Raw genomic sequence first — 20,952 nt, 5'->3', positions numbered from 1 at the left:
CCCCTGCTTCACTCACCGCGGCAGCCGCCCGGGAGTACGTTGCCCAGTGAAAAAGCATCTTGAGGAAGGCCAGACAATGACCGTCACCCACCCCGGCCAGAGCCGCATCCGGGCACACGCCGCCCACTCCACCGAAACCACAGTGGCCACAACCTACGGGACGCCCACCGGCACCTCCGACCCCGCCCTGCAGGCCTGGGTCGACGAGATCGCCCGTCTCACCCAGCCGGATGCCATCGTCTGGTGCACCGGCACCGCACGGGAGGCCGATGCCCTCTCGAAGCAGCTCGTGGCCGAGGGCAAGCTCATCCGGCTCAACCCGGAGTGGCGCCCGAACAGCTTCCTCGCCCGCACCAGCCCGAGTGACGTGGCCCGGGTGGAGGACCGTACCTTCATCTGCTCCACCCACCGCGACGACGCCGGTCCCACCAACAACTGGGCCGAACCCGGCCGGATGCGCGCCGAACTGAATGATGTCTTCACCGGCAGCATGCGCGGCCGCACGATGTACGTCGTGCCCTTCTCGATGGGCCCGCTCGGCGGCCCCATCTCGCAGCTCGGCGTTGAGCTCACCGACTCGCCCTACGTGGTGCTCAACATGGGCATCATGACCCGGATGGGCGCCGCGGTGCTCCGCCTGATCGAGGCGGGCACGCCGTGGGTGCGCACCGTGCACAGCGTGGGGTTCCCGCTCGTGAACAAGGCGGGCATCCGCCGCGCCGACGTCACCTGGCCCAGCAACGACACCAAGTACATCGTGCAGTTCCCCGAGGACCGCGAGGTGTGGTCGTTCGGGTCCGGCTACGGCGGCAACGCACTGCTGTCGAAGAAGTCGTTCGCGCTGCGGATCGCCTCGGTGATGGCTCGCGACGAGGGCTGGCTGGCCGAGCACATGCTGCTGATCAAGGTCACCTCGCCCGAGGGTGGCACCTACCATGTGGCCGCCGCGTTCCCCTCGGCCTGCGGCAAGACCAACCTGTCGATGCTCAAGCCCACCGTGCCCGGCTGGACTGTGGAGACCATCGGCGACGACATCGCGTGGCTGCGCCCCGGCGACGACGGCCGGCTCTGGGCGATCAACCCGGAGGCCGGGTTCTTCGGCGTCGCCCCCGGCACCGGCGAGACCACCAACCCCACCGCCGTGCAGACGGTGTGGGGCAACACCATCTTCACCAACGTCGCGCTCCGCGACGACGGCGACGTGTGGTGGGAGGGACTCACCGACACCCCGCCGGCGCACCTCACCGACTGGGAGGGCAACTCCTGGACGCCCGATAGCGGGCGGCCCGCTGCGCACCCCAACTCCCGGTTCACCGTGCCCGCGGCGCAGTGCCCGTCGATCGCCGACAGCTGGGAATCCAGTGGCGGTGTGCCCATCGACGCGATCATGTTCGGCGGCCGCCGCGCCACCAACGTGCCGCTCGTCGCCGAGGCGCGCAGTTGGAAGCACGGCGTGTTCATGGGCGCCACCATCTCGTCGGAGAAGACCGCCGCCGCGGAGGGCACCGTGGGGGAGTTGCGTCGCGACCCGTTCGCGATGCTGCCGTTCTGCGGCTACAACATGGCCGACTACTGGGCGCACTGGTTGCGCGTCGGCCGGGGCCTCGGCGCCCAGGCGCCCGCGGTGTTCCAGGTCAACTGGTTCCGCAAGGGTGACGACGGCAGCTTCCTCTGGCCCGGGTTCGGTGAGAATTCGCGGGTGCTCGAGTGGATCATCCGCCGGGTCGAGGGGGCGGCGGACGCCGTCGACACCCCGATCGGCCTCCTGCCGGTGGACGGCGCGCTCAACCTCGACGGACTCGATGTGAGCCCGGATGCGCTCGAGCAGCTGTTCCGCATCGATCCGGCCTCCTGGCTGGCCGAGTGCGACCTCACCGAGGCGTTCTTCGCCCGCTTCGGCAGCCGGGTACCCGCCGCTCTGCACGCCGAGCTCGCCAGCGTGCGCTACCACCTCTCCGCCTAGCGGCGCGGCCCGGTGAGCCGTCTCGGGTAGCTGACCCCGTCGTCGGTCGAGCCCGTCGAGACCTCGTGAGTGCTGTCGCGAACGTGTTCGGCTCGCGGGATCTCGACAAGCTCGATCGGCGTGTGGGTTGCGTCCGCTGCACAGGCCAATCCGTCACCCCCACCCGCGGATCGGGCTATGGTGCGCTCGAGCGGAGGCACGCATGCATCACAACGAACGACTGCACGACGAGCGACTGGACCGGGTGTTGCGGGAGCGGCTGCTGCCCGCGGTCTACCGGGCGCGGCATCCGCTCACCATCACCGCTTGGTCGGTGGATGCGGCGCCGGACGCGTCGGTGACCGACCCGCCCGTGCCGTTCGCGACGGCCGTGGCCCAGACGTTCGCCCCGATCGAGCCCGGCGCCCGGTGGGGCACCCCGTGGGGCTCCACCTGGTTACACGTCACCGGGGTGGTGCCGGCGGAGTGGGCCGATACCCCAGGCGCCGAGCCGGAGGTGGTCGTCGACCTCGGTTTCACCGCCGCGATCCCCGGGTTCCAGGCCGAGGGCCTCGTCTACGCCGCCGACGGTCGTGTGGTCAAGGGGCTGCAATCGCTCAACCGATGGGTGCCGCTGCCGGCCCTGACTCCCGCCGACGACGGCACCTCTCCGGCGGCCGGCGCCACCAGCCCGGGTGGCGTGATCGACCTCTACATCGAGGCCGCGTCGAACCCCGACCTCGTGCACGACTTCACCTTCGCTCCCACGCCGCTCGGCGACCCCACCACCCTCGGCACCGGGCCGCTGTACACGCTCGGCCGGATCGACGTGGCCTTGCGCGACCTCGAGGTGTGGAAGCTCGTGCAGGACATCCGGGCGCTCGACGGTCTGCAGGGCGAACTGCCGGCGGCCTCCACGAGACGCGCCCAGCTGCGCGCCGGGCTGGGCCGCTGCCTGGACCGGCTCGACCCCGACGACGTCGCCGGCACCGCATCCGCCGCCCGCGCCGAACTGGAGCCGCTGCTGGAGCGCCCCGCAACCGCCAGCGCCCACCACGTGCACGCCGTCGGGCACGCGCACATCGACAGCGCCTGGCTCTGGCCGCTGCGGGAAACCCCGCGCAAGGTCTCCCGCACCCTCGCCAATGTGCTGGCGCTGGCCGAGGGAAACCCCGACTTCCACTTCGCCATGTCGTCGGCGCAGCAGTTCGCCTGGGTGAAGGAACATGACCCGGACCTGTTCGCCCGGGTGCGCGCGGCCGTCGCGGCCGGCACCATCGTGCCCGTGGGCGGCATGTGGGTGGAGTCCGACACCAATCTGCCCGGCGGTGAAGCCCTGGTGCGGCAGTTCGTGGCCGGGCAACGGTTTTTTCGCGAGGAGTTCGGCTGGGAACCTCGGGCGGTGTGGCTGCCCGACTCCTTCGGGTATTCGGCCGCGTTCCCGCAGATCGCCCGGCTGGCGGGGATGCGCTGGTTCCTCACCCAGAAGCTGTCCTGGAGCGACACCAATGTGTTCCCGCACCACACCTTCAGTTGGGAAGGTATCGACGGCAGCCGCATCTTCACCCACTTCCCGCCGGTGGCCGACTACAACGCCGAGCTGAGCGCCGCCGAACTCGCCCGGGCCGAGCGGCTCTTCGCCGAGAAGGCCGTGGCCACGCTCTCGCTGGTGCCGTTCGGGTGGGGCGACGGCGGGGGCGGCCCGACCCGGGAGATGCTCGCGGCCGCCCGCCGCACCCGGAACCTCGAGGGGTCGCCCACCGTGGAGCTGTCGACTCCGGAGGCCTTCTTCGCAGCGGCCGAGGCGGAGCATCCGTCGTCGCCGGTGTGGGCGGGGGAGCTGTACCTGGAGTTCCACCGCGGCACCTACACCTCGCAGGCCCGCACCAAACGTGGCAACCGGAAGAGCGAGAGGCTGCTGCGGGAGGCCGAACTCTGGGCGGCGACGGCCACCGTGCGCGCCGGGGCCGCCTACCCGTACGCCGCCCTCGAGCAGGCCTGGCAGACGGTGCTGCTCCTGCAATTCCACGACATCCTGCCCGGCACCTCGATCGCCTGGGTGCACCAGGAGGCCGAACGGCTGCACGCCCGCACGGCCCGGACGCTCACGGCCATCATCGACGAGGCGGTGCGCGCCATCGCCGGACCCGGCAGCCGGCGGCTGCGGCTGAACGCCGGCCCGTACCCGGTGGACGGCGTGCCCGGGCTCGGCGCGGACTCCGACGGCGCACCCCCGGTTCCCGGCTATGCCGCGGCCCTGATCGAGCACGGCCCGGCGGGCCTCGTGCTGCGGAACGGGCTGATCGCCGTCACCATCGACGCCGACGGGCTGATCCCGTCGCTCCGGGACGTGCTCGCCGACCGGGAACTCATCCCGGCCGGCAGCCGCGGTAACCTGCTTCAGCTGCACCGCGACACCCCCACCCGGTGGGATGCCTGGGACATCGACGAACATCACCGCCGCACCGTCACCGACCTCACCGAGGCCGACGTGGTCGAGGTGCTCGTCGACAGCGACGACGTCGTGGGGGTGCGGGTGGTGCGCACCTTCGGCCGCTCCCGGGTGGAGCAGCAACTCACCCTGCGCGCCGGCTCGCCCGCGCTGGACGTGCGCCTGGTGGTCGACTGGCACCAACGGCAGAAGCTGCTGCGGCTGGTGTTCCCGCTCGACGTGCAGGCCGACCGGGCCGCGTCCGAGATCCAGTTCGGCCACGTCTTCCGCCCCACTCATGCCAACACCACCTGGGATGCGGCCCGGTTCGAGACCGTGGCGCACCGGTGGGTGCACGTGGGCGAGCCCGGCTACGGGGTCGCGGTGGCGAACGACTCCACCTACGGGCACGCGATCGACCGCACCCCGCCCGGCGCCGGGAAACCCGACCGCTCCGAGCAGGGCGCTGCGGCTGCTGCCGATGCGGCGGGCACCCCGGCCGCCCAAACGAGCGCGGAACGCAGCGGCACCACGGTGCGGCTCAGCCTGCTGCGCGCGCCGGTCTACCCCGACCCGTCCGCCGACCAGGGCCGGCACGAGCTCAAGGTGTCGGTGCGCCCGGCAGCCGGCATTCCCGAGGCCGTCGCGGAGGGCTACCGGCTCAAAGTGCCGCTCCGCACGGTGACGGGAGTCGGCGCCGCCGGCATCGAGCCGCTCCTCCGGCTGGACAACCCGGCGGTGGTGGTGGAGGCGGTCAAGCTGGCCGAGGACCAGAGCGGCGACCTCATCGTGCGGCTCTATGAGGCGCACGGCAACCGGTCGACGGCCCGGCTCATCCGGCACTTCGAGGCAACGGATGTGGTGGAGACCGACCTGCTCGAGCGACCCCTCGCCGTATCCCGCGTCGAGCTCGCCGCGGGAGCACCCCTGGCCGAGGAGTTCTCCGGGGCGCCTGCCGAGCCCTCTCGTGAGCTGATCCTGACGCTGCGCCCGTTCGAGATCGTCACCCTGCGCTTCCGCCGCCCCTGAGCCCGTGAGCGAGCGCCGACGCCGACTACGCCGACTTGCCGGAAACTGCCCCTTCGCGCGTGCTGAGACGGCACTTTGCGGCAACTCGCGACCGGGAAATTCGCCGAGATGCCGAAAAGTGCCCCTTCAGGCACTCTGAGGGGGCACTTTGCGGCAACTCGCGCGAGCTCGCGCTGCGCTCAGACGAGCAGTTGGTGCTTGGCCAGGTCGCGGTAGAGCGGCGTGGACACGACGAGCTCGGAGTGGGTTCCGGTGCCCACGACCTGGCCGTGGTCGAGCACCACGATCTGGTCGGAGTCGACGACGGTGGAGAGCCGGTGCGCGATCACGATGAGCGTGCGGTCCACGGCCACCTTGTCGATGGCCTCCCGCATCAGCTGCTCATTCATGCCGTCCAGGCTGGAGGTGGACTCGTCGAGCAGCAGAATCGGCGGCGCCGCCAGCAGCGCGCGGGCGATCGCCAGTCGCTGGCGCTCGCCGCCAGAGAGCTTGACGCCGTCCTCACCGACCGCGGCGGCCAGTCCGGCCGGGTCACGGTCGAGCACCTCGCCGAGGTTCACGGCGTGCAGCACGGCCACGCACTGCTCGTCGGTGGCGTCGGGCGTGGCCAGGGTGAGGTTGTCGCGCAGCGACCCGGCCAGCACGGGGGCGTCCTGCTCCACGTAGCCGATCTGGCTGCGCAGGTCCGTGCGGTCCAGGCTGCGGATGTCCAGGCCGCCCAGCCGCACTACGCCAGAGTCGGCGTCGTAGAAGCGCTCGATCAGCGCGAGGATGGTGCTCTTGCCGGCGCCCGAGGGGCCGACCAACGCGGTGCGCAGGCCCCGCGGGGCGCTGAACGAGACCCCGCGCAGCACGGGCTGGCGTTCGGCGCCCGCGGAAGCCACGGCGTCCGTGCCGTCGCCGGTGAGGAGGCCATTCGTGCCGCCGAACTCGGTGGTGGCGTCGGGGGTGGTGCCGTCTTCGGCGGCGAGAACCGCCTGGGCCACCGGGCCCGGGCGCACGAGCTGCTCGCCGGTGACGGCATCCGTCGTGGCGGCCACGGTGGGCGCGTAGTGGAAGCGCACGTCCTCGAACGAGATCGCCGGCGCCTGCGGGTTGACCCGGGCGTTCGCGGCGCCCACGACGATCGCCAGCGGGGCGATGTCGCGGTCGAACTGGTCTTCGCTGGGCAGGTCGATGATCTCCTGGATGCGGCCGAGCGCGCCGAGCGCCGAGTTGATCGAGGTGATCGCCCCGAAGAACTGGCCCAGCGGCATGATCATCATGAACAGGAACAGGATGAACGCGACGAGGTTGGCGACCGTGATGCTCCCGTCGGCGACGCGGAAGCCGCCCACGCCGAGCACGACGAGCAGTGACACCTGCAGGGCGATGCCGGCGATGGGCACGACGAGGGCGGAGATCTTGGCGACCTTGATGCCCATCTGCCAGGCGCCCTCGGCGTCCTTCTCCACCACGGTGATCTCCCGGGCGGTGGCATTGGCGGCACGCACGGTGCGCACGGCGCTGATGGCGCGTTCCACGCTCGCGGCGAGGTCGCCGACCTTGGTCTGGGCGGCCAGGCTGGCCGTGCGGATGCGCTGCGAGAGCAGCACCACGGTGATCACGGAGACGCCGATCACGAGCACGGTCAGGCCCAGCAGCACCGGGTCGATGATGAGCATCGCGATGATGGCACCGATGAAGGTGAGCGAGCCGCCGATGGCTTCCACGGCGCCCTGGGTGAGTACGGCGCGCAGCAGCGTGGTGTCCGAGCCCACCCGGGAGACCAGGTCACCCGTGCGTCGGGCGTCGAACTGGCTGATCGGCAGGTTGAGCATCCGCCCGATCAGGCGTTTGCGGCTGGAGAGCACCACGCCCTCACCGGTGCGCTGCAGCAGGTAGTGCTGGTAGCCGCTGATCAGCGCCGAGACCACGACAAGCGCCACGAGGGCGCCGACGATGCCGTCGAGCGGTTGGGTCTTCTCGACGAGGGTGATGACCTGGCTCACCAGCAGCGGCTGGGCCAGGCTGGCGGCGGCGCCGAGCACGCTGAGCACCACGACCACGCTGAGCACGGCCTTGTGCTCGAAGAGGTAGGGCAGTAGCTGGCTGAAGGATGCGCGCGGACCGTCGACGGGTGCGCCGCGCCGGCCCATCCGGGAGCGGGGCTTGGCTGCGGGGGTCTCGGACGAAGCGGTGCCGGGGTCTGTCGTACTCACCAGTCGAGCTTAACCGCCATCCAGGTGCGCGAAAGCGGCCATGTGGCTGCCTCAGCGAACAGAGGCAGCACCATGGCCGCTTTCGCGACTTGGGGGAGTTAGCGGTCCAGGTCGAGGTCTCGGGTCTCGCGGCTGAGGAACAGCGCAACCAGGGTGACCAGGCCCATCACCGAGAGGTACATGCCCACCCAGAACGGGCTGCCGCCACCGAGGGTCCACAGCCACACGGCGATGAACGGCGCCACGGCCGCACCGAGGATCGAACTCATGTTGTACGCGAACGCCGAGCCGGTGTACCGCACGTTGGTGGGGAACAGCTCGGGCAGCAGGGCGCCCATCGGACCGAACGTCATGCCCATCAGGGTGAAGCCCAGGATCAGGAACACCATCACGCCGAGGAACCCGGCGCCCAGCAGGGGCACGAAGAGGAACCCGAACACCACGATGCCCGCGGTCACCCAGAGCAGCGTGCGGCGACGGCCGAACCGGTCGGCCCACGGCCCGGAGGCGAGGGTGAAGATGCCGAAGAACACCACGCCGGCGATCATCATGAGCACGAACGTCGTGTAGCTGTAGCCGAGGCCGGCCACCGGCGCATCCGTTGCGGCCCGGCCGTAGCTCAGGCTGAACGTGGTCATCAGATAGAACAGCACGTAGGTGGCCAGCATGATGAACGTGCCCAGGATGAGTTCGCGCCAGTTGGTCTTGAACACCGCGGCGAGCGGCAGCTTGGCTACCTTCTTGGTGGTGACGATCTTGGTGAACGAGTCGCTCTCCACCAGCCGCAGCCGCACCCACAGGCCGATGATGACCATGACGGCGCTGAACAGGAACGGAATCCGCCAGGCCCACTCGAGGAACGCGTCGGACGGCCGGGTCGGGTCGTCGGAGGGCAGCAGCAGTGCGATGAGGAGGAACAGGCCGTTGGCGATGATGAAGCCGAGCGGGGCGCCCACCTGAGGGAAGGTGCCGTACCAGGCGCGCTTGCCCTTGGGCGCATTCTCGGTGGCCACCAGGGCGGCGCCGCTCCACTCGCCGCCGAGCGCGAAGCCCTGCGCGAGGCGGAGCACCACCAGCATGGCCGGGGCGAACCAGCCCACCATCGAGTAGGTCGGCAGCACGCCGATGAGGAACGTCGCGATACCCATCGTGAGCAGGGCGCCCACGAGGGTGGCCTTGCGGCCCTTCCGGTCGCCGAAGTGCCCGAAGAACAGGGCGCCGAGCGGGCGGGCCACCATGGCGGCACCGAAGACCGCGAATGAGGCCAGCAGGGCGGCGGTCTCGTTGCCGGAGGGGAAGAAGAGGTGCGGGAAGACGAGGACCGCCGCGGTGGCGTAGACGTAGAAGTCGTAGAACTCGATGGTGGTGCCGATGAGGCTGGCCAGGATGACGCGGCTGCGCGGATTCGCGGGCGCGGGAGCGGCGGAGGTGACCGCCGCGGTGGATGCAGACATGGGAAACGGCGCTTTCACAAGGGGAGAGGGCGGGGCTGGCGTTCGGCGCGCGGCGGCGGTCAGTCGACTGGGGCGAACGTGAGACGGTGCAATGAGAAGGGGGCCGCTTGTGGCGGCCCTGATTCACCCTACATTCCGGCGGTGACGGCCGACGAATCCCCCGCCGGCGCCGGCGAGGCCAGCCACGGCAGGGCGACCGTGACGTGGGTGCCGGTGCGGCCGTCGGACTGCAGGTCGACTCTGCCGCCGAGCCGGTCGACCAGCCCCTTGGTCAGCGGCAGCCCGAGTCCGGTGCCCGGCAGCGACTCAGCGCTGGCCGACCGGTAGAACCTGTCGAAGACCCGCTCCACGTCGGCGGGCGGAATGCCGATGCCGTTGTCGCTCACCGTGAGCAGCACCCCGTCGGCGTCAGAGGTGCAGCCCACCCACACCCGCCCGTGCGCCGGCGTGAACTTGACGGCGTTGCCGACGAGGTTGGTCAGCACCCGGCGAACATCGGATGCCGAACTCTGCAGGGTCAGCATCCCGTCCCCGAACTCAGCGGTCAGGGTGACGCCGGCGCTGTGCGCCTGCGGGGCCAGCTCCTCGACGCATTCAGCGACCAGGGTGCGCAGGTCGACGGGCCCGACCGGGCCGGCCTCCGACTGCAGGCTCATGCTCGAGAGGTCGAGCAGGTTCTCCACCAGCTGGGCCAACCGGTGCGAGTTGCGCACGACGACCCGGGTGAACCGGGCCTGCTCGGGGCTGAGGTCGGTGTCTTCGAGCTCTTCCGCAAAACCCAGGATGCTGGTGATGGGGGTGCGCAGCTCGTGGCTGACCGAGGAGACGAAGTCATCTTTCTGGCGGTCGAGGTCGCGCAGCCCGTGCACCACCTCACGTTCGCGTTCGAGCAGGGCGTCGCGCTGGGCGAGTTCGGCGGCCAACAACAGCACCGAGGTCGCGTAAGTGATCAGGAACAGGTGCACGAGGGACCCCGTCGCTGCGGTCGCGGTACCGGATGCCGAGGTGAAATAGCCGACGCCCATCGAGCTGAAGCCTGAGGCCACCAAAGCCGTGACGCACAGTTCCCAGGCCACGACGCGGATGCCGAACCGGAACGCCGCCCAGGTGAGCAGGGGCAGGATCATGAACGATATCGGCAGGGACCGGCCGGGCCCGTACGCGACGCCGAGCACGAGCAGCACGAAGCCGATCTGGATGAGAAGCTCGAGAGTGCGCTCCGACCGCACGCGTCGACCCCGTGTCAGAGCCAGCGGCGCGAGCGTGAAGACGGCAAAGGCGTGTGAGGGGACCACGGCGAGCAACACGGTGCCGAAGGAGCCGCCCGCGACCACCGCCACGGTGGCGGCGGCGGTGACGCCCGCGGCCAGGGCGCCGCAGGTTGCCGCGATGGTGAACCGGAGCACGTCCCGCACCGTGTCGAGTCGGGCGGGTTCGCCCCGCCCGGCATACACGGCCACGAATGCGCCGGCTTCCAGCCCATTGGCCAGTCCGAAACCCAGCGCCACGGGCAGCGGGCGCCCACCGCCGAGGTTCGCCGCCACACTGACGCCCCCGACGAGGAGGGCGACCAGCCAGCGCTCGGAGCCTCGGGCCAGGCACAGCGCGAGCGCACCGGCCGCGGCAGCGGGCCACCAGGCCGCCACCCCGCTGTCGGTCGCCGGTGCCAGCACCGCAGCGAGACCGAGGACATAGACCATCAGGAGGAACAGGGCGATGGCAGTGAACCGCCACGCGCGCGGAGCCGCCCACAGCAACGCGACGAAACTGTTCACCGGCGTGGTGTCCCCCTATGGGCTGTGGTTGCGGCGCGATTGGATAATGTCAACGTAGCGCGTCGTGTGCCCTGTTCGGGGGTGCGGCGCGGACGTTGCTGGTCAAGCCGGGGGAGAATACGCATGTCACGCATTCTGATCGTCGAGGACGACGAGGATGTCAGGGCGCTCATCGCCCACAAGCTCCGCCGGGCCGGGCACGAGGTGTCCGAGGCCGGTGACGGGCTGGAAGGGCTGGAAGCGGCGCGCGCCAGCGAGCCCGACCTCGTGGTGCTGGACTGGATGATGCCCAAGCTCACCGGGGTGGAGGTGAGCGCCGAGATCCGTGCGGACACCTCGCTGACCCAGCCGCGCATCCTGCTGCTCACGGCCAAGTCGCAGGACAGCGACATCGCGCAGGCGTTGGCGGCCGGGGCCGATGCGTACCTGATCAAACCGTTCCGGGCCAACGACCTGCTCGAACGCGTCGACGCGCTGTTGACGCCCCACTGACCCACCCCGCGTTCGTTCCCGCCCGTCGGTCGCGCCTGTCGAGACCTGGTGGGCTACCGGGCGCGCAGGGCCTTGAGCACGAGGGCCGTCGCCAGCGCCGCCGTCGCGGCCTCCTCGCCCTTGTCCTCCTTCGAGCCGGGCAGGCCGGCCCGGTCCAGGCCCTGCTGCTCGTCGTCGAGGGTGAGCACGCCGAAGCCCACGGGCTTGCCGGTGTCCAGCGCCACACGGGTGAGGCCATCCGTCGCCGCCGCCGACACGTACTCGAAGTGCGGGGTGCCGCCGCGGATGATCACGCCGAGCGCCACCACCGCGTCGGCGCCGGCATCCAGCGCCACCTTGCTCGCCACGGGCAGCTCGAAGCTGCCGGGAACGCGCACGAGCGAGAACGTCGCCCCGGATGCCTCGAGCACCCGGGTGGCCCCGGCGATGAGCCCGTCGGTGATCACGTCGTGCCACCGGCCGGCGATGATGACGACCTCCAGCCCGGTGCCGTCGACGTTGATGTCGGGGGAGCCTGCTCCACTCATAGTGCGAGTCCTTTCACGATCTGGTGTGCTGAGATTTCATGGCCCATGCGGTCACGTTTGGCCGCCAGGTAGTCCTCGTTGTGGCTGCCGACGCCCACGACGAGCGGCACCCGCTCGGTGACCGTCACGCCGTGCGCCTCGAGCTGGCGCACCTTCTCGGGGTTGTTGGTGAGCAGCCGCACCGAGCTCATGCCGAGCTCGTCGAGGATGGCGGTGGCCGCCCCGTAGTCGCGGGAGTCGGCGGGCAGGCCCAGGGCGAGGTTCGCGTCGAGGGTGTCCAGGCCGTCCTCCTGCAGCTTGTACGCGCGCAGCTTGTTGATCAGCCCGATGCCGCGGCCCTCCTGACCGCGCAGGTACACGACCACGCCGCCCTCGCGGTCGATGGTGTCCAGGGCGGCCTGCAGCTGCGGGCCGCACTCGCATTTGAGCGAGCCGAACGCTTCGCCGGTGAGGCACTCGGAGTGCACACGCACGAGGGCGCCGTCGTGCGGGGTTCCCGAGACGATCGCCACGTGGTCGGCTCCGGTCATCCGGTCGCGGTAGGCGCGGATCTTGAAGGCGCCGTGCGAGGTGGGCACCGTGGTCTCCACCTCGAAGTCCACCCGCGGCGACTCGCGGATGGGGCTGACCGAGGCGAGGTCGTCGTCGCAGTGGAATTCCTGCAGGTAGTCGATGAGGTCGGCGATGGTGATCACCGGGATGCCCTCGCGCTCGCCGAGCACGAGCAGTCCGGGCAGCCGCATCATCTCGCCGTCCTCGGCGACGATCTCGCTGATCCCGGCGACGGGCACCAGACCGGCCAGCTTCATCAGGTCGACGGCGGCCTCGGTGTGGCCGTCACGTTCACGCACCCCGCCGTCCATTGCACGCAGCGGCAGGATGTGGCCGGGCCGGTTGAGGCTGGTCGGCGTGGACGTGGGATCGGCCAGCACGCGCAGGGTGTGCGCCCGGTCGGCGGCGCTGATGCCCGTGCTGAGCCGGTCGGCGGCGTCGACGGTGACCGTGTAGTTGGTGCCGCGGGGGTCTTCGTTGTTGAGCACCATCACGGGCAGGTCGAGGGTGTCGGCGATGTCGTTGGTCATCGGCGCGCAGATGAACCCTGAAGAGTGCCGCACCGTCCAGGCCAGCCATTCCTGGGTGGCCAGCTGGGCTGAGATGATCACGTCGCCCTCGTTCTCGCGCCCCTCATCGTCGGCGACGATGACGGGCTTGCCGAGCCGGAGTGCCGCGAGTGCGGTGGGGATGTCGGCGAGGCTCATGAGGTGCTCCTTTGTACTACGGATGCTGCGGACGGTTCGGAAAGTTCGGATGCGGCCGGGGCGGCCCGTTCGGCGGCGCTCGCCGCGAGGGCGAGCATTCGCTCGACGTGCCGGGCCAGGATGTCGGTCTCCAGGTTCACCCGGTCGCCCACCTCGAGGCCGCCCAGCGTCGTGGCGGCGAGCGTCTCGGGGATCAGCGACACCTCGAACCACTGCTCGGGCTCGGTCGCGGGAGAGATGTTGCTGACCGTGAGGGACACGCCGTCGATGGCGATCGAGCCCTTGTCCACCACGAGAGGCGCCAGGGCGGGGCTGAGGGTGAACCGCACGACCCGCCACGCGTCGCCGGGCACGACGGCCAGCACGGTGCCGGTGCCGTCGATGTGGCCCTGCACGATGTGGCCGCCGAGCCGGCCGCCGACGAGGGCGGCACGTTCGAGGTTCACGGCCGATCCCTCGGTGGCGCCGGACAGCGTCGACATGGCCAGGGTCTGCGCCATCACGTCGGCGGTGAAGGTGTCGGGGGTCTGCTCCACCACGGTCAGGCACACGCCGTTCACCGAGATGGAGTCGCCGTGGCCGGCGCCGTCGACCACCAGCGGGCCGCGGATGGTGAGCCGGGCGGCGTCGGCGGTGTGTTCGATGTGCTCGATGCTGCCGAGCTCCTCAATGATTCCGGTGAACATGGGGTCCTCTTCACTTCTCGCTGGCTGTCACGGCGGGGATGGTCTGGTCGGTGGTGGTCTCGGTCGGGATGCTGTGGGCGATCAGCAGGATGTCGTCGCCGAGGCGCACCAGGTCGTCGATCTGCAGTCGGCGTTGCCCGGCGATGCCGGTGACGCCGATGTCGCCGAGCGCCAGCCGGTCGCCGCCGAGGAGGGTGGGAGCCAGGTAGACCAGGTATTCGTCGACCAGCCCGGCCCGCACGAAGGCGCTGGCCAGGGTGGGGCCGCCTTCCACGAACACCCGGCGGATGCCCCGCTCGTGCAGGGTGGCCAGCAGCGCGGCCACATCGTGCCCGGCCACAAACCACGGCGCGAGCGGATGCAGGTGCACCGCCGCCCCGGCCGGCACGGCCCGGTCGCCCACCACGACGGGCTGCGGCTGGTGCGGCAGCAGGGTGCCCTCACTGTCGCGTGCGGTGAGGCTGGGGTCGTCCGCCAGGGCGGTTCCGGTGCCCACCAGGATCGCGTCGGCCGTGGCGCGGCGGCGGTGCACGTCCTGCCGGGCGACCGGTCCGGTGATCCAGCGGCTGCTGCCGTCGGCCGCCGCGGCGCGGCCGTCCAGGCTCGAGGCCCACTTGAGGGTGACGAACGGGCGGCCCAGCCGGGCGGCGACCAGCCAGTCGGAGAGGAAGGCCTCGACCTCGTCGGCGAGGAGCCCGCCGGTCACGTCGACGCCGGCCGCGCGCAGACGGTCGGCACCGCCGGAGGAGTGCCGGCCGGGGTCGGCGACGGCGTAGACGACCCGGCCGATGCCCGCGTCGATCAGGGCGAGGGCGCACGGGCCGGTGCGACCGGTGTGGTTGCACGGTTCGAGGGTGACCACGGCGGTGGCGCCGCGGGCGGCATCCGGGGCGAGCTGGGCGAGCGCATCCACTTCGGCGTGGCAGGTGCCGGCGCCGCGATGCCAGCCTTCGGCGATGATCTCGCCGGCTGGATTGAGGATCACACAGCCGACCCGGGGATTGACCCCGTCGGCTGGTCCGTTGCCCGCCAGCTGCAGGGCTCGGCGCATAGCGCTGTCGAGCGTGTACTGCTGGTGCATTCCCTGTCCCGTCGTAGACGCTCCGGGAGGGGGTTTTCGCGTACACGAAAGCCGTCGACGGTCCACAAACAACCGTCGATCCGCAGCTCCTCCCATCCGGACTTTAACCGTCGGTGCTGGAATTTCACCAGCTCAACCGGAACCCAAACAGCAGGATCCGGCTCGCGGACTTTCACCGCCGGTTCGGATTCTCACCGACCCCGGAGCACGTTTCTTATAGTCAGTTATATCTCAACGTGTGGGGTGATGAGGTATTCCCGCCGACATCTGACGACTTCTCGGGTTTCTCAGGGAGCGGCGACCAGAGCCCTGGCGGTACTTTCGTCGACGAACAGATCGGTGATCAGGCCGGCTTTGAGCGCGCCGCGGAGGCTCGCCAGCTTCGCCGTTCCCGAGACCACGCAGAGCCGACGCGGGGTCTTCCGCAGCACGCCGAAGTCGGGACCGGTGCCGCGCGCGTTCAGCAGGATGCCGTCGGTGGAGCCGTCCGCCCGGTAGAAGATCGTGGCCACATCGCCCACCACACCCGCCCGGCTGAGTGAGGTGTAGTCGGCCTCCTCCAGGTAACCGCCCGCGTAGACGTGGCTGGGCACCTCGGAGAACGGCGAGCCGAGACCGAACAGGGCCACATCCATCCGGGCCTGCATCTCGAGCAGCCGGCTGACGCTGCGTTCCCGCCAGAGCGCCTGCTTGGTGGCCGGGCTGTCGAAGAACGCCGGCACCGGGAACTGGTGCACGTGCGCCCCGAACGCGTAGCCGAACCGGCCGAGGATCTCGCTGGCGTAGCTCAGGCCCGTGGTGCGCATATTGCCGGCGCCGTTGAGCTGGATGATCTGCGAGTTGTGGGTCTGCTTGGGCGTCACATGGCGGCTGATGGCGTTCATCGTGGAGCCCCAGGCGATGCCCATGACCATGTTCGAGTCGAAGAACTGACCGAGAATCCGTGCAACTGAGAGCGCCACACGTTCCAATCTGTCCACGTCCGTGGCGTGATCGGGCACGGGAACGACGTGCGCGGTGATCTGGAAACGCTCCGCGATGAGCAGCTCGAGGCGGCTCGGCGCGTCCAGTGGGGAGCGGATCTGGATGTCCACGAGACCGGTCGCCCGAGCGTGGCTGAGCAGGCGGGACACCGAAGAGCGGGAGGTATGCAGCTCGTGGGCGATGGCATCCATGGTCAGGTCCTGCATGTAATACAGGTGCGCCGCGGTGAGGGCATCCCGCACCCGATCGGACTGCGCTGACTCATCGACGAGGCTCACAGCCCCTCCTTGCACGTTTGTTCACTCGGCTTGACCGGATGTGATTGATCTACTCAAGCTTGATTAATCCATATGGAGGGCCCCCGCGCAAACCCGGTTGGGCTTTCCGCACCAATCGGCACCGCGCAGCATCCGGTCGTCGGCTTGGTCGAATGACGAACAAAGGTAGTGAACAGTGCAGTCCAACCCCGTTTCCTCACCCGCCGACGCCGCCCGCGCCGCGCTCGCCGAGCGCCCCCAGGCCAAGGTGCTCATCATCGGCGCCGGCATCAACGGCATCGCTACCTTCCGCGACCTGGCACTGCAAGGTGTCGACGTGGCCATCGTCGACCGGGGCGACTACGTGTCCGGGGCATCCGCGGCTTCGTCGCACATGATCCACGGCGGCATCCGCTACCTGGAGAACGGTGAGTTCCGGCTGGTCAAGGAGTCCGTCACCGAGCGGAACGGCCTGCTCAAGATCGCCCCGCACTATGTGAAGCCGCTGCCGACCACGGTGCCGATGTTCTCGGCCCTCTCCGGAGTGCTCGCCGCTCCGCTGCGCTTCCTCACCCACAAGCAGGGCAAGGCGCAGGAGCGCGGCGCGCTGCTGATCAAGGTGGGCCTGGTGCTCTACGACTCCTTCTCCCGCGACGGCGGCTCGGTGCCCAAGCACGAGTTCCACGGCCGTAAGAAGTCGCTGGCCCGGCTGCCGCGGCTGAACCCCGGCCTCAAGTACACGGCCACCTACTACGACGCCTCGATGCACGACCCCGAGCGCCTCGCGCTTGACGTGCTCCGCGACGGCCTGGACGCCGGCCGGCACGCCCGCGCTGCCAACTACGTCGAAGCCGTGGGCATGGACGCCGATGGCGTGCGCCTCCGCAACACCATCACGGGCGAGGAATTCAGCTTCGCCGCCGACGTGGTCGTGAACACCTCTGGACCGTGGACCGACCTGACCAACACGGCGCTCGGCCAGGCCAGCACCTACATGGGCGGCACCAAGGGCTCGCACATCGTCCTCGACCACCCCGAGCTGCTCGAGGCCACCGGCGGCGGCGAGATCTTCTTCGAGAACAACGACGGCCGCATCGTGCTGATCTACCCGCTCGCCGGCCGGGTGCTCATCGGCACCACCGACCTCGAGCACGACATGACGCAGCCCATCCGCACCACCGAAGACGAGATCGACTACTTCTTCGACCTGGTCAAGCACGTGTTCCCCGACATCGAGGTGAACCGTTCGCACATCGTGTTCCGGTTCTCCGGCGTGCGCCCGCTGCCCCGGCACGACGACGAGGCCCCCGGCTTCGTGTCCCGCGACTACCGCATCGAGTCCAGCCCGCTGGGCTCGCGCCCCGGCACCCTGCTCAGCCTCGTCGGCGGCAAGTGGACCACCTTCCGGGCGCTGGCCGAACACCTCAGCGGCGACATCCTGGCCCTGCTCGGCCAGCCGCGCGTGGTGTCCACCGTGGGTCTGGCCATCGGTGGCGGCAAGGGATTCCCGGCCACGCCCGCCGCGCTCACGGTATGGCTCGCCGCCCATGGCGACGAGGTGGGCCGTGCCCGCGCCCAACAGCTGCTCACCCGGTACGGCACCCGCGCGGCCGCCATCATCGACGTGCTCACCGAGCAGCCGGATGCACCGCTGGAGCACAACGCGCTCTACTCCCGCCGGGAGATCGAGTACCTGGCCCGCGAAGAGTCCGTCACGCACCTGATCGACCTGCTGCTGCGCCGCACCAGCCTCGCCTTCGTCGGCGGGCTCAGCGTGCCCCTGCTCGAGGAACTCGCCGGGCTGCTCGCGCCGGTGCTCGGCTGGGACGCCGAGCGCACCGCCGCTGAAATCGAGCAGGCTGTCGCGGAGCTCCGTGAGGTGCACGGCGTCGACCTCGCCGCGGCGGACACGGTGCCGTCGATCTAGCTCTCTTTCGAGGGGGCGGAGGATTTCTCCGCTCCCCGCTACTGCACGACGGAGTGCGCTGAGCTTTCGGCGTCTCCGAGAAACACGAAAGGTCAACGTGGACAATCTCGGTGTTGTATTCCTCTCGGAGCTGGTGGGCACGGCCCTCCTGGTGCTCCTCGGCTGTGGCGTCGTCGCCAACGTCGCCCTCACGAAGAACAAGGGCTTCGGAGCCGGCTTCCTCATGGTCACCATCGGCTGGGGCCTCGCGGTCTTCGCCGGTGTGATCGTCTCCTACAACTCGGGCGCGCACCTGAACCCGGCGGTGACCCTGGGCCTGGTGTCCTCGGGGGCCACCGAGTTCGGCTCGGGCGTGCCGGTGAACCTCGTCTCGGTGCTCACCTACATCGCCGCCCAGATGATCGGCGCCATCATCGGCGCCGTCGTGGTCTGGCTGGCCTACAAGCAGCACTTCGACCAGGAACCTGAGCCGGCGAACAAGCTCGGCGTCTTCGCGACCGGGCCGGCCATCCGCTCGTACGGCTGGAACCTGGTCACCGAGATCATCGGCACGTTTGTGCTGGTGTTCGTGGTGATCGCGTTCGGCGGCGGACGCCAGGGCGAGAACGGCGGCCTCGCCGCCCTCGGCGCCCTCCCGGTGGCGCTGCTGGTGATCGTGATCGGCACCTCGCTCGGCGGGCCAACGGGCTACGCCATCAACCCGGCGCGTGACCTCGGCCCCCGCATCGCCCACGCGCTTCTGCCCATCAAGGGCAAGCGCGGCTCCGACTGGTCCTACTCGTGGGTTCCCGTCGCCGGGCCGGTCATCGGCGGCGTGCTCGCCGGCTGGGCGTCCCTGATCCTGCTACCCATCCTTGCCTGACCGTTTCCCCGCCCGCCCATCAATCTCACCAACCGCGTCCCAACACAGGAGTTCCGACATGAGTGACAAGTACATCTTCGCCATCGACCAGGGCACCACGAGCACCCGCGCGATCATCTTCGATCACTCGGGCTCGATAGTCTCCACCGGTCAGCTCGAACACGAGCAGATCTTTCCCCGCGCCGGCTGGGTCGAACACGACCCGATGGAGATCTGGGGCAACACCCGTCAGGTGATCGGCCAGGCGCTGTCCAAGGCCAACCTCACCCGGCACGACATCGAGGCCGTGGGCATCACCAACCAGCGCGAGACCGCCGTGGTCTGGGACCGCACCACCGGGCTGCCGGTCTACAACGCCATCGTCTGGCAGGACACCCGCACGCAGGCCATCGTCGACCGTCTTGCGGCGGATGGCGGTGGCGACCGGTTCAAGCCCGTCGTCGGCCTGCCCCTGGCCACGTACTTCTCCGGCACCAAGATCGCCTGGATCCTCGAGAACGTCGAGGGCGCCCGTGAGAAGGCCGACGCCGGCGACCTGATGTTCGGCACCACCGACACCTGGGTGCTCTGGAACCTCACCGGCGGGCTCGAGGGCGGCGTACACGCGACCGACGTCACCAACGCCAGCCGCACCCTGTTCATGAACCTCGAGACCCTCGAATGGGACGACGAGATCCTCGGGATCTTCGGGGTGCCGCGCTCGATGATGCCCGAGATCCGCTCCTCCAGCGAGGTCTACGGCACCGTCAACGAGCACAGCCTGCTGCGCGAGGTGCCCATCGCCGGCATCCTCGGCGACCAGCAGGCGGCCACGTTCGGCCAGGCCGCATTCGACCAGGGCGAGGCGAAGAACACCTACGGCACCGGTAACTTCCTGATCTTCAACACCGGCACCGAGATCATCCACTCCAAGAACGGCCTGCTCACCACGCTCGGCTACAAGCTCGGCGACGCCGAACCGCACTACGCGCTCGAGGGCTCCATCGCCGTCACCGGATCGCTCATCCAGTGGCTGCGTGACAGCCTCGGCATGATCAGTTCGGCCAGTGAGATCGAGGCGCTCGCCCGCACCGTCGACGACAACGGCGGCGCGTACTTCGTGCCGGCGTTCAGCGGCTTGTTCGCGCCGTACTGGCGCTCGGACGCCCGTGGCGCACTCGTGGGACTCACCCGGTTCGTGAACAAGGGCCACATCGCCCGCGCGGCACTGGAGGCCATCGCCTTCCAGACCCGCGAGGTCATCGACGCCGTCAACGCCGACTCCGGTGTGCCGCTGACCGAGCTCAAGGTCGACGGCGGGGCAACGGGCAACAACCTGCTGCTGCAGTTCCAGGCTGACATCCTCGGTGTGCCCGTGGTACGCCCGGTCGTCGCCGAGACCACCGCGCTCGGCGCCGCCTACGCGGCCGGCCTGGCCGTGGGATTCTGGAGCGGCCTGGGCGAGCTGCGCGCCAACTGGCAGGAAGACGCCCGTTGGGAGCCCGACATGGACGAGGCCGAGCGGGCCCGTCTGCTCCGCAACTGGAAGAAGGCCGTCACAAAGACCCTCGACTGGGTCGACGAGGACGTCCTCTAGCCCCAGGACCCAGCAGACCCTCAGCGGCCATCACTTCGGCGCCGCATCCGTCACTCTCCGGAGTTGCGCGGGTGCGGCGCCGTTCCGCGCCTGGCGTGCCTCCTGCGCAGCGGCGCCTGACCCGCGTGACGCGGTGCGCGGGTGCGGCGCCGTTCCGCGGGTGCCGGGCGGGAGCGGCGTGCCTCCCGCGCAGCGGCGTGCCTCCCGCGTGGCGGCGTGCCTCTCGCGTGGCGGCGTGCCTCTCGCGTGGCGGCGTGCCTCTCGCGTGGCGGCGTGCCTCTCGCGTGGCGGCGTGCCTCCCGCGTGGCGGCGTGCCTCTCGCGCAGCGGCGTGCCTCCCGCGCAGCGGCGTCGGGCCCGCGCCTGGGGGCGCGCGGGTGCGGCGCCGTTCCGCGCCTGGCGTGCCACCGGCGCAGCGGCGCCTGACCCGCGCGTCGGCCTGTACGGTCCCACGTGGCCGCGTCCGGTTG

General features: G+C 70.2%; 14 protein-coding genes and 1 riboswitch. Of the genes, 6 read left to right on the top strand and 8 right to left on the bottom strand.

Annotated elements, in window-relative coordinates; all coding sequences use genetic code 11:
• Positions 1-76: 76 nt before the first annotated feature.
• On the top strand, positions 77-1,963 hold the full coding sequence (locus DOE79_RS08090; protein ID WP_120338052.1) for a phosphoenolpyruvate carboxykinase (GTP): 1,887 nt from the start codon (positions 77-79) through the stop codon (positions 1,961-1,963).
• 202 nt (positions 1,964-2,165) lie between these two features.
• Entirely contained in the window at positions 2,166-5,402 is a 3,237-nt protein-coding gene (locus DOE79_RS08085; protein ID WP_120338051.1) for an alpha-mannosidase, read from the top strand.
• 179 nt (positions 5,403-5,581) lie between these two features.
• Here DOE79_RS08085 and DOE79_RS08080 read toward each other — a convergent pair whose 3' ends face one another.
• The 3 genes from DOE79_RS08080 to DOE79_RS08070 all read right to left on the bottom strand — a co-directional run bounded on the left by DOE79_RS08080 (position 5,582) and on the right by DOE79_RS08070 (position 10,832).
• Positions 5,582-7,540, bottom strand: a complete 1,959-nt coding sequence (locus tag DOE79_RS08080; RefSeq protein ID WP_120338050.1) for an ABC transporter ATP-binding protein — start codon at positions 7,538-7,540, stop codon at positions 5,582-5,584.
• Positions 7,541-7,701: 161 nt separating this feature from the next.
• Positions 7,702-9,057, bottom strand: a complete 1,356-nt coding sequence (locus DOE79_RS08075) for an MFS transporter (RefSeq protein ID WP_120338049.1) — start codon at positions 9,055-9,057, stop codon at positions 7,702-7,704.
• Between the two features lie 128 nt (positions 9,058-9,185).
• Entirely contained in the window at positions 9,186-10,832 is a 1,647-nt protein-coding gene (locus DOE79_RS08070; protein ID WP_120338048.1) for a sensor histidine kinase, read from the bottom strand.
• 123 nt (positions 10,833-10,955) lie between these two features.
• On the opposite strand from DOE79_RS08070, the gene DOE79_RS08065 reads away from it, so the two are divergent.
• On the top strand, positions 10,956-11,324 hold the full coding sequence (locus DOE79_RS08065; RefSeq protein ID WP_120338047.1) for a response regulator transcription factor: 369 nt from the start codon (positions 10,956-10,958) through the stop codon (positions 11,322-11,324).
• A 53-nt stretch (positions 11,325-11,377) separates the two neighbouring features.
• Here the strand turns inward: DOE79_RS08065 and ribH are convergent, their stop codons facing one another.
• The 5 genes from ribH to DOE79_RS08040 all read right to left on the bottom strand — a co-directional run bounded on the left by ribH (position 11,378) and on the right by DOE79_RS08040 (position 16,139).
• Positions 11,378-11,851, bottom strand: coding sequence for a 6,7-dimethyl-8-ribityllumazine synthase (gene ribH, locus DOE79_RS08060; protein WP_120338046.1), 474 nt, complete (start codon positions 11,849-11,851; stop codon positions 11,378-11,380).
• A complete protein-coding gene (gene ribA, locus DOE79_RS08055) occupies positions 11,848-13,110 on the bottom strand; it encodes a GTP cyclohydrolase II (RefSeq protein ID WP_120338045.1) in 1,263 nt (420 codons plus the stop codon). The genes ribH and ribA overlap by 4 nt, the downstream gene beginning before the upstream one ends.
• Positions 13,107-13,796 (bottom strand): riboflavin synthase, encoded by a 690-nt coding sequence (locus DOE79_RS08050; RefSeq protein WP_120338044.1) that lies wholly within the window; start codon positions 13,794-13,796, stop codon positions 13,107-13,109. The genes ribA and DOE79_RS08050 overlap by 4 nt, the downstream gene beginning before the upstream one ends.
• A gap of 10 nt (positions 13,797-13,806) precedes the next feature.
• Complete coding sequence (gene ribD, locus DOE79_RS08045; RefSeq protein ID WP_245977208.1) at positions 13,807-14,877, bottom strand: bifunctional diaminohydroxyphosphoribosylaminopyrimidine deaminase/5-amino-6-(5-phosphoribosylamino)uracil reductase RibD; 1,071 nt, start codon at positions 14,875-14,877, stop codon at positions 13,807-13,809.
• Between the two features lie 80 nt (positions 14,878-14,957).
• A riboswitch (FMN riboswitch) is annotated at positions 14,958-15,089 on the bottom strand.
• Between the two features lie 75 nt (positions 15,090-15,164).
• Positions 15,165-16,139: a sugar-binding transcriptional regulator gene (locus DOE79_RS08040; protein ID WP_245977206.1), complete on the bottom strand. Its 975-nt coding sequence runs from the start codon at positions 16,137-16,139 to the stop codon at positions 15,165-15,167.
• A gap of 175 nt (positions 16,140-16,314) precedes the next feature.
• Between DOE79_RS08040 and DOE79_RS08035 the strand changes: the two genes are divergently transcribed.
• From DOE79_RS08035 to glpK, 3 genes are all read left to right on the top strand, one after another.
• The gene (locus tag DOE79_RS08035) at positions 16,315-18,045 is read left to right on the top strand and encodes a glycerol-3-phosphate dehydrogenase/oxidase (RefSeq protein WP_120338043.1); all 1,731 of its coding nucleotides are present in this window, start codon (positions 16,315-16,317) and stop codon (positions 18,043-18,045) included.
• 97 nt (positions 18,046-18,142) lie between these two features.
• Complete coding sequence (locus DOE79_RS08030; protein WP_120338042.1) at positions 18,143-18,907, top strand: MIP/aquaporin family protein; 765 nt, start codon at positions 18,143-18,145, stop codon at positions 18,905-18,907.
• A 58-nt stretch (positions 18,908-18,965) separates the two neighbouring features.
• On the top strand, positions 18,966-20,483 hold the full coding sequence (gene glpK / locus DOE79_RS08025; RefSeq protein ID WP_120338041.1) for a glycerol kinase GlpK: 1,518 nt from the start codon (positions 18,966-18,968) through the stop codon (positions 20,481-20,483).
• Positions 20,484-20,952: the final 469 nt, after the last annotated feature.

The organism is Cryobacterium soli, from assembly GCF_003611035.1.
GTDB lineage: Bacteria > Actinomycetota > Actinomycetes > Actinomycetales > Microbacteriaceae > Cryobacterium > Cryobacterium soli.
Note: the sequence above shows the minus strand (reverse complement) of the source record. Positions and strands in the feature narration are given on the sequence as shown.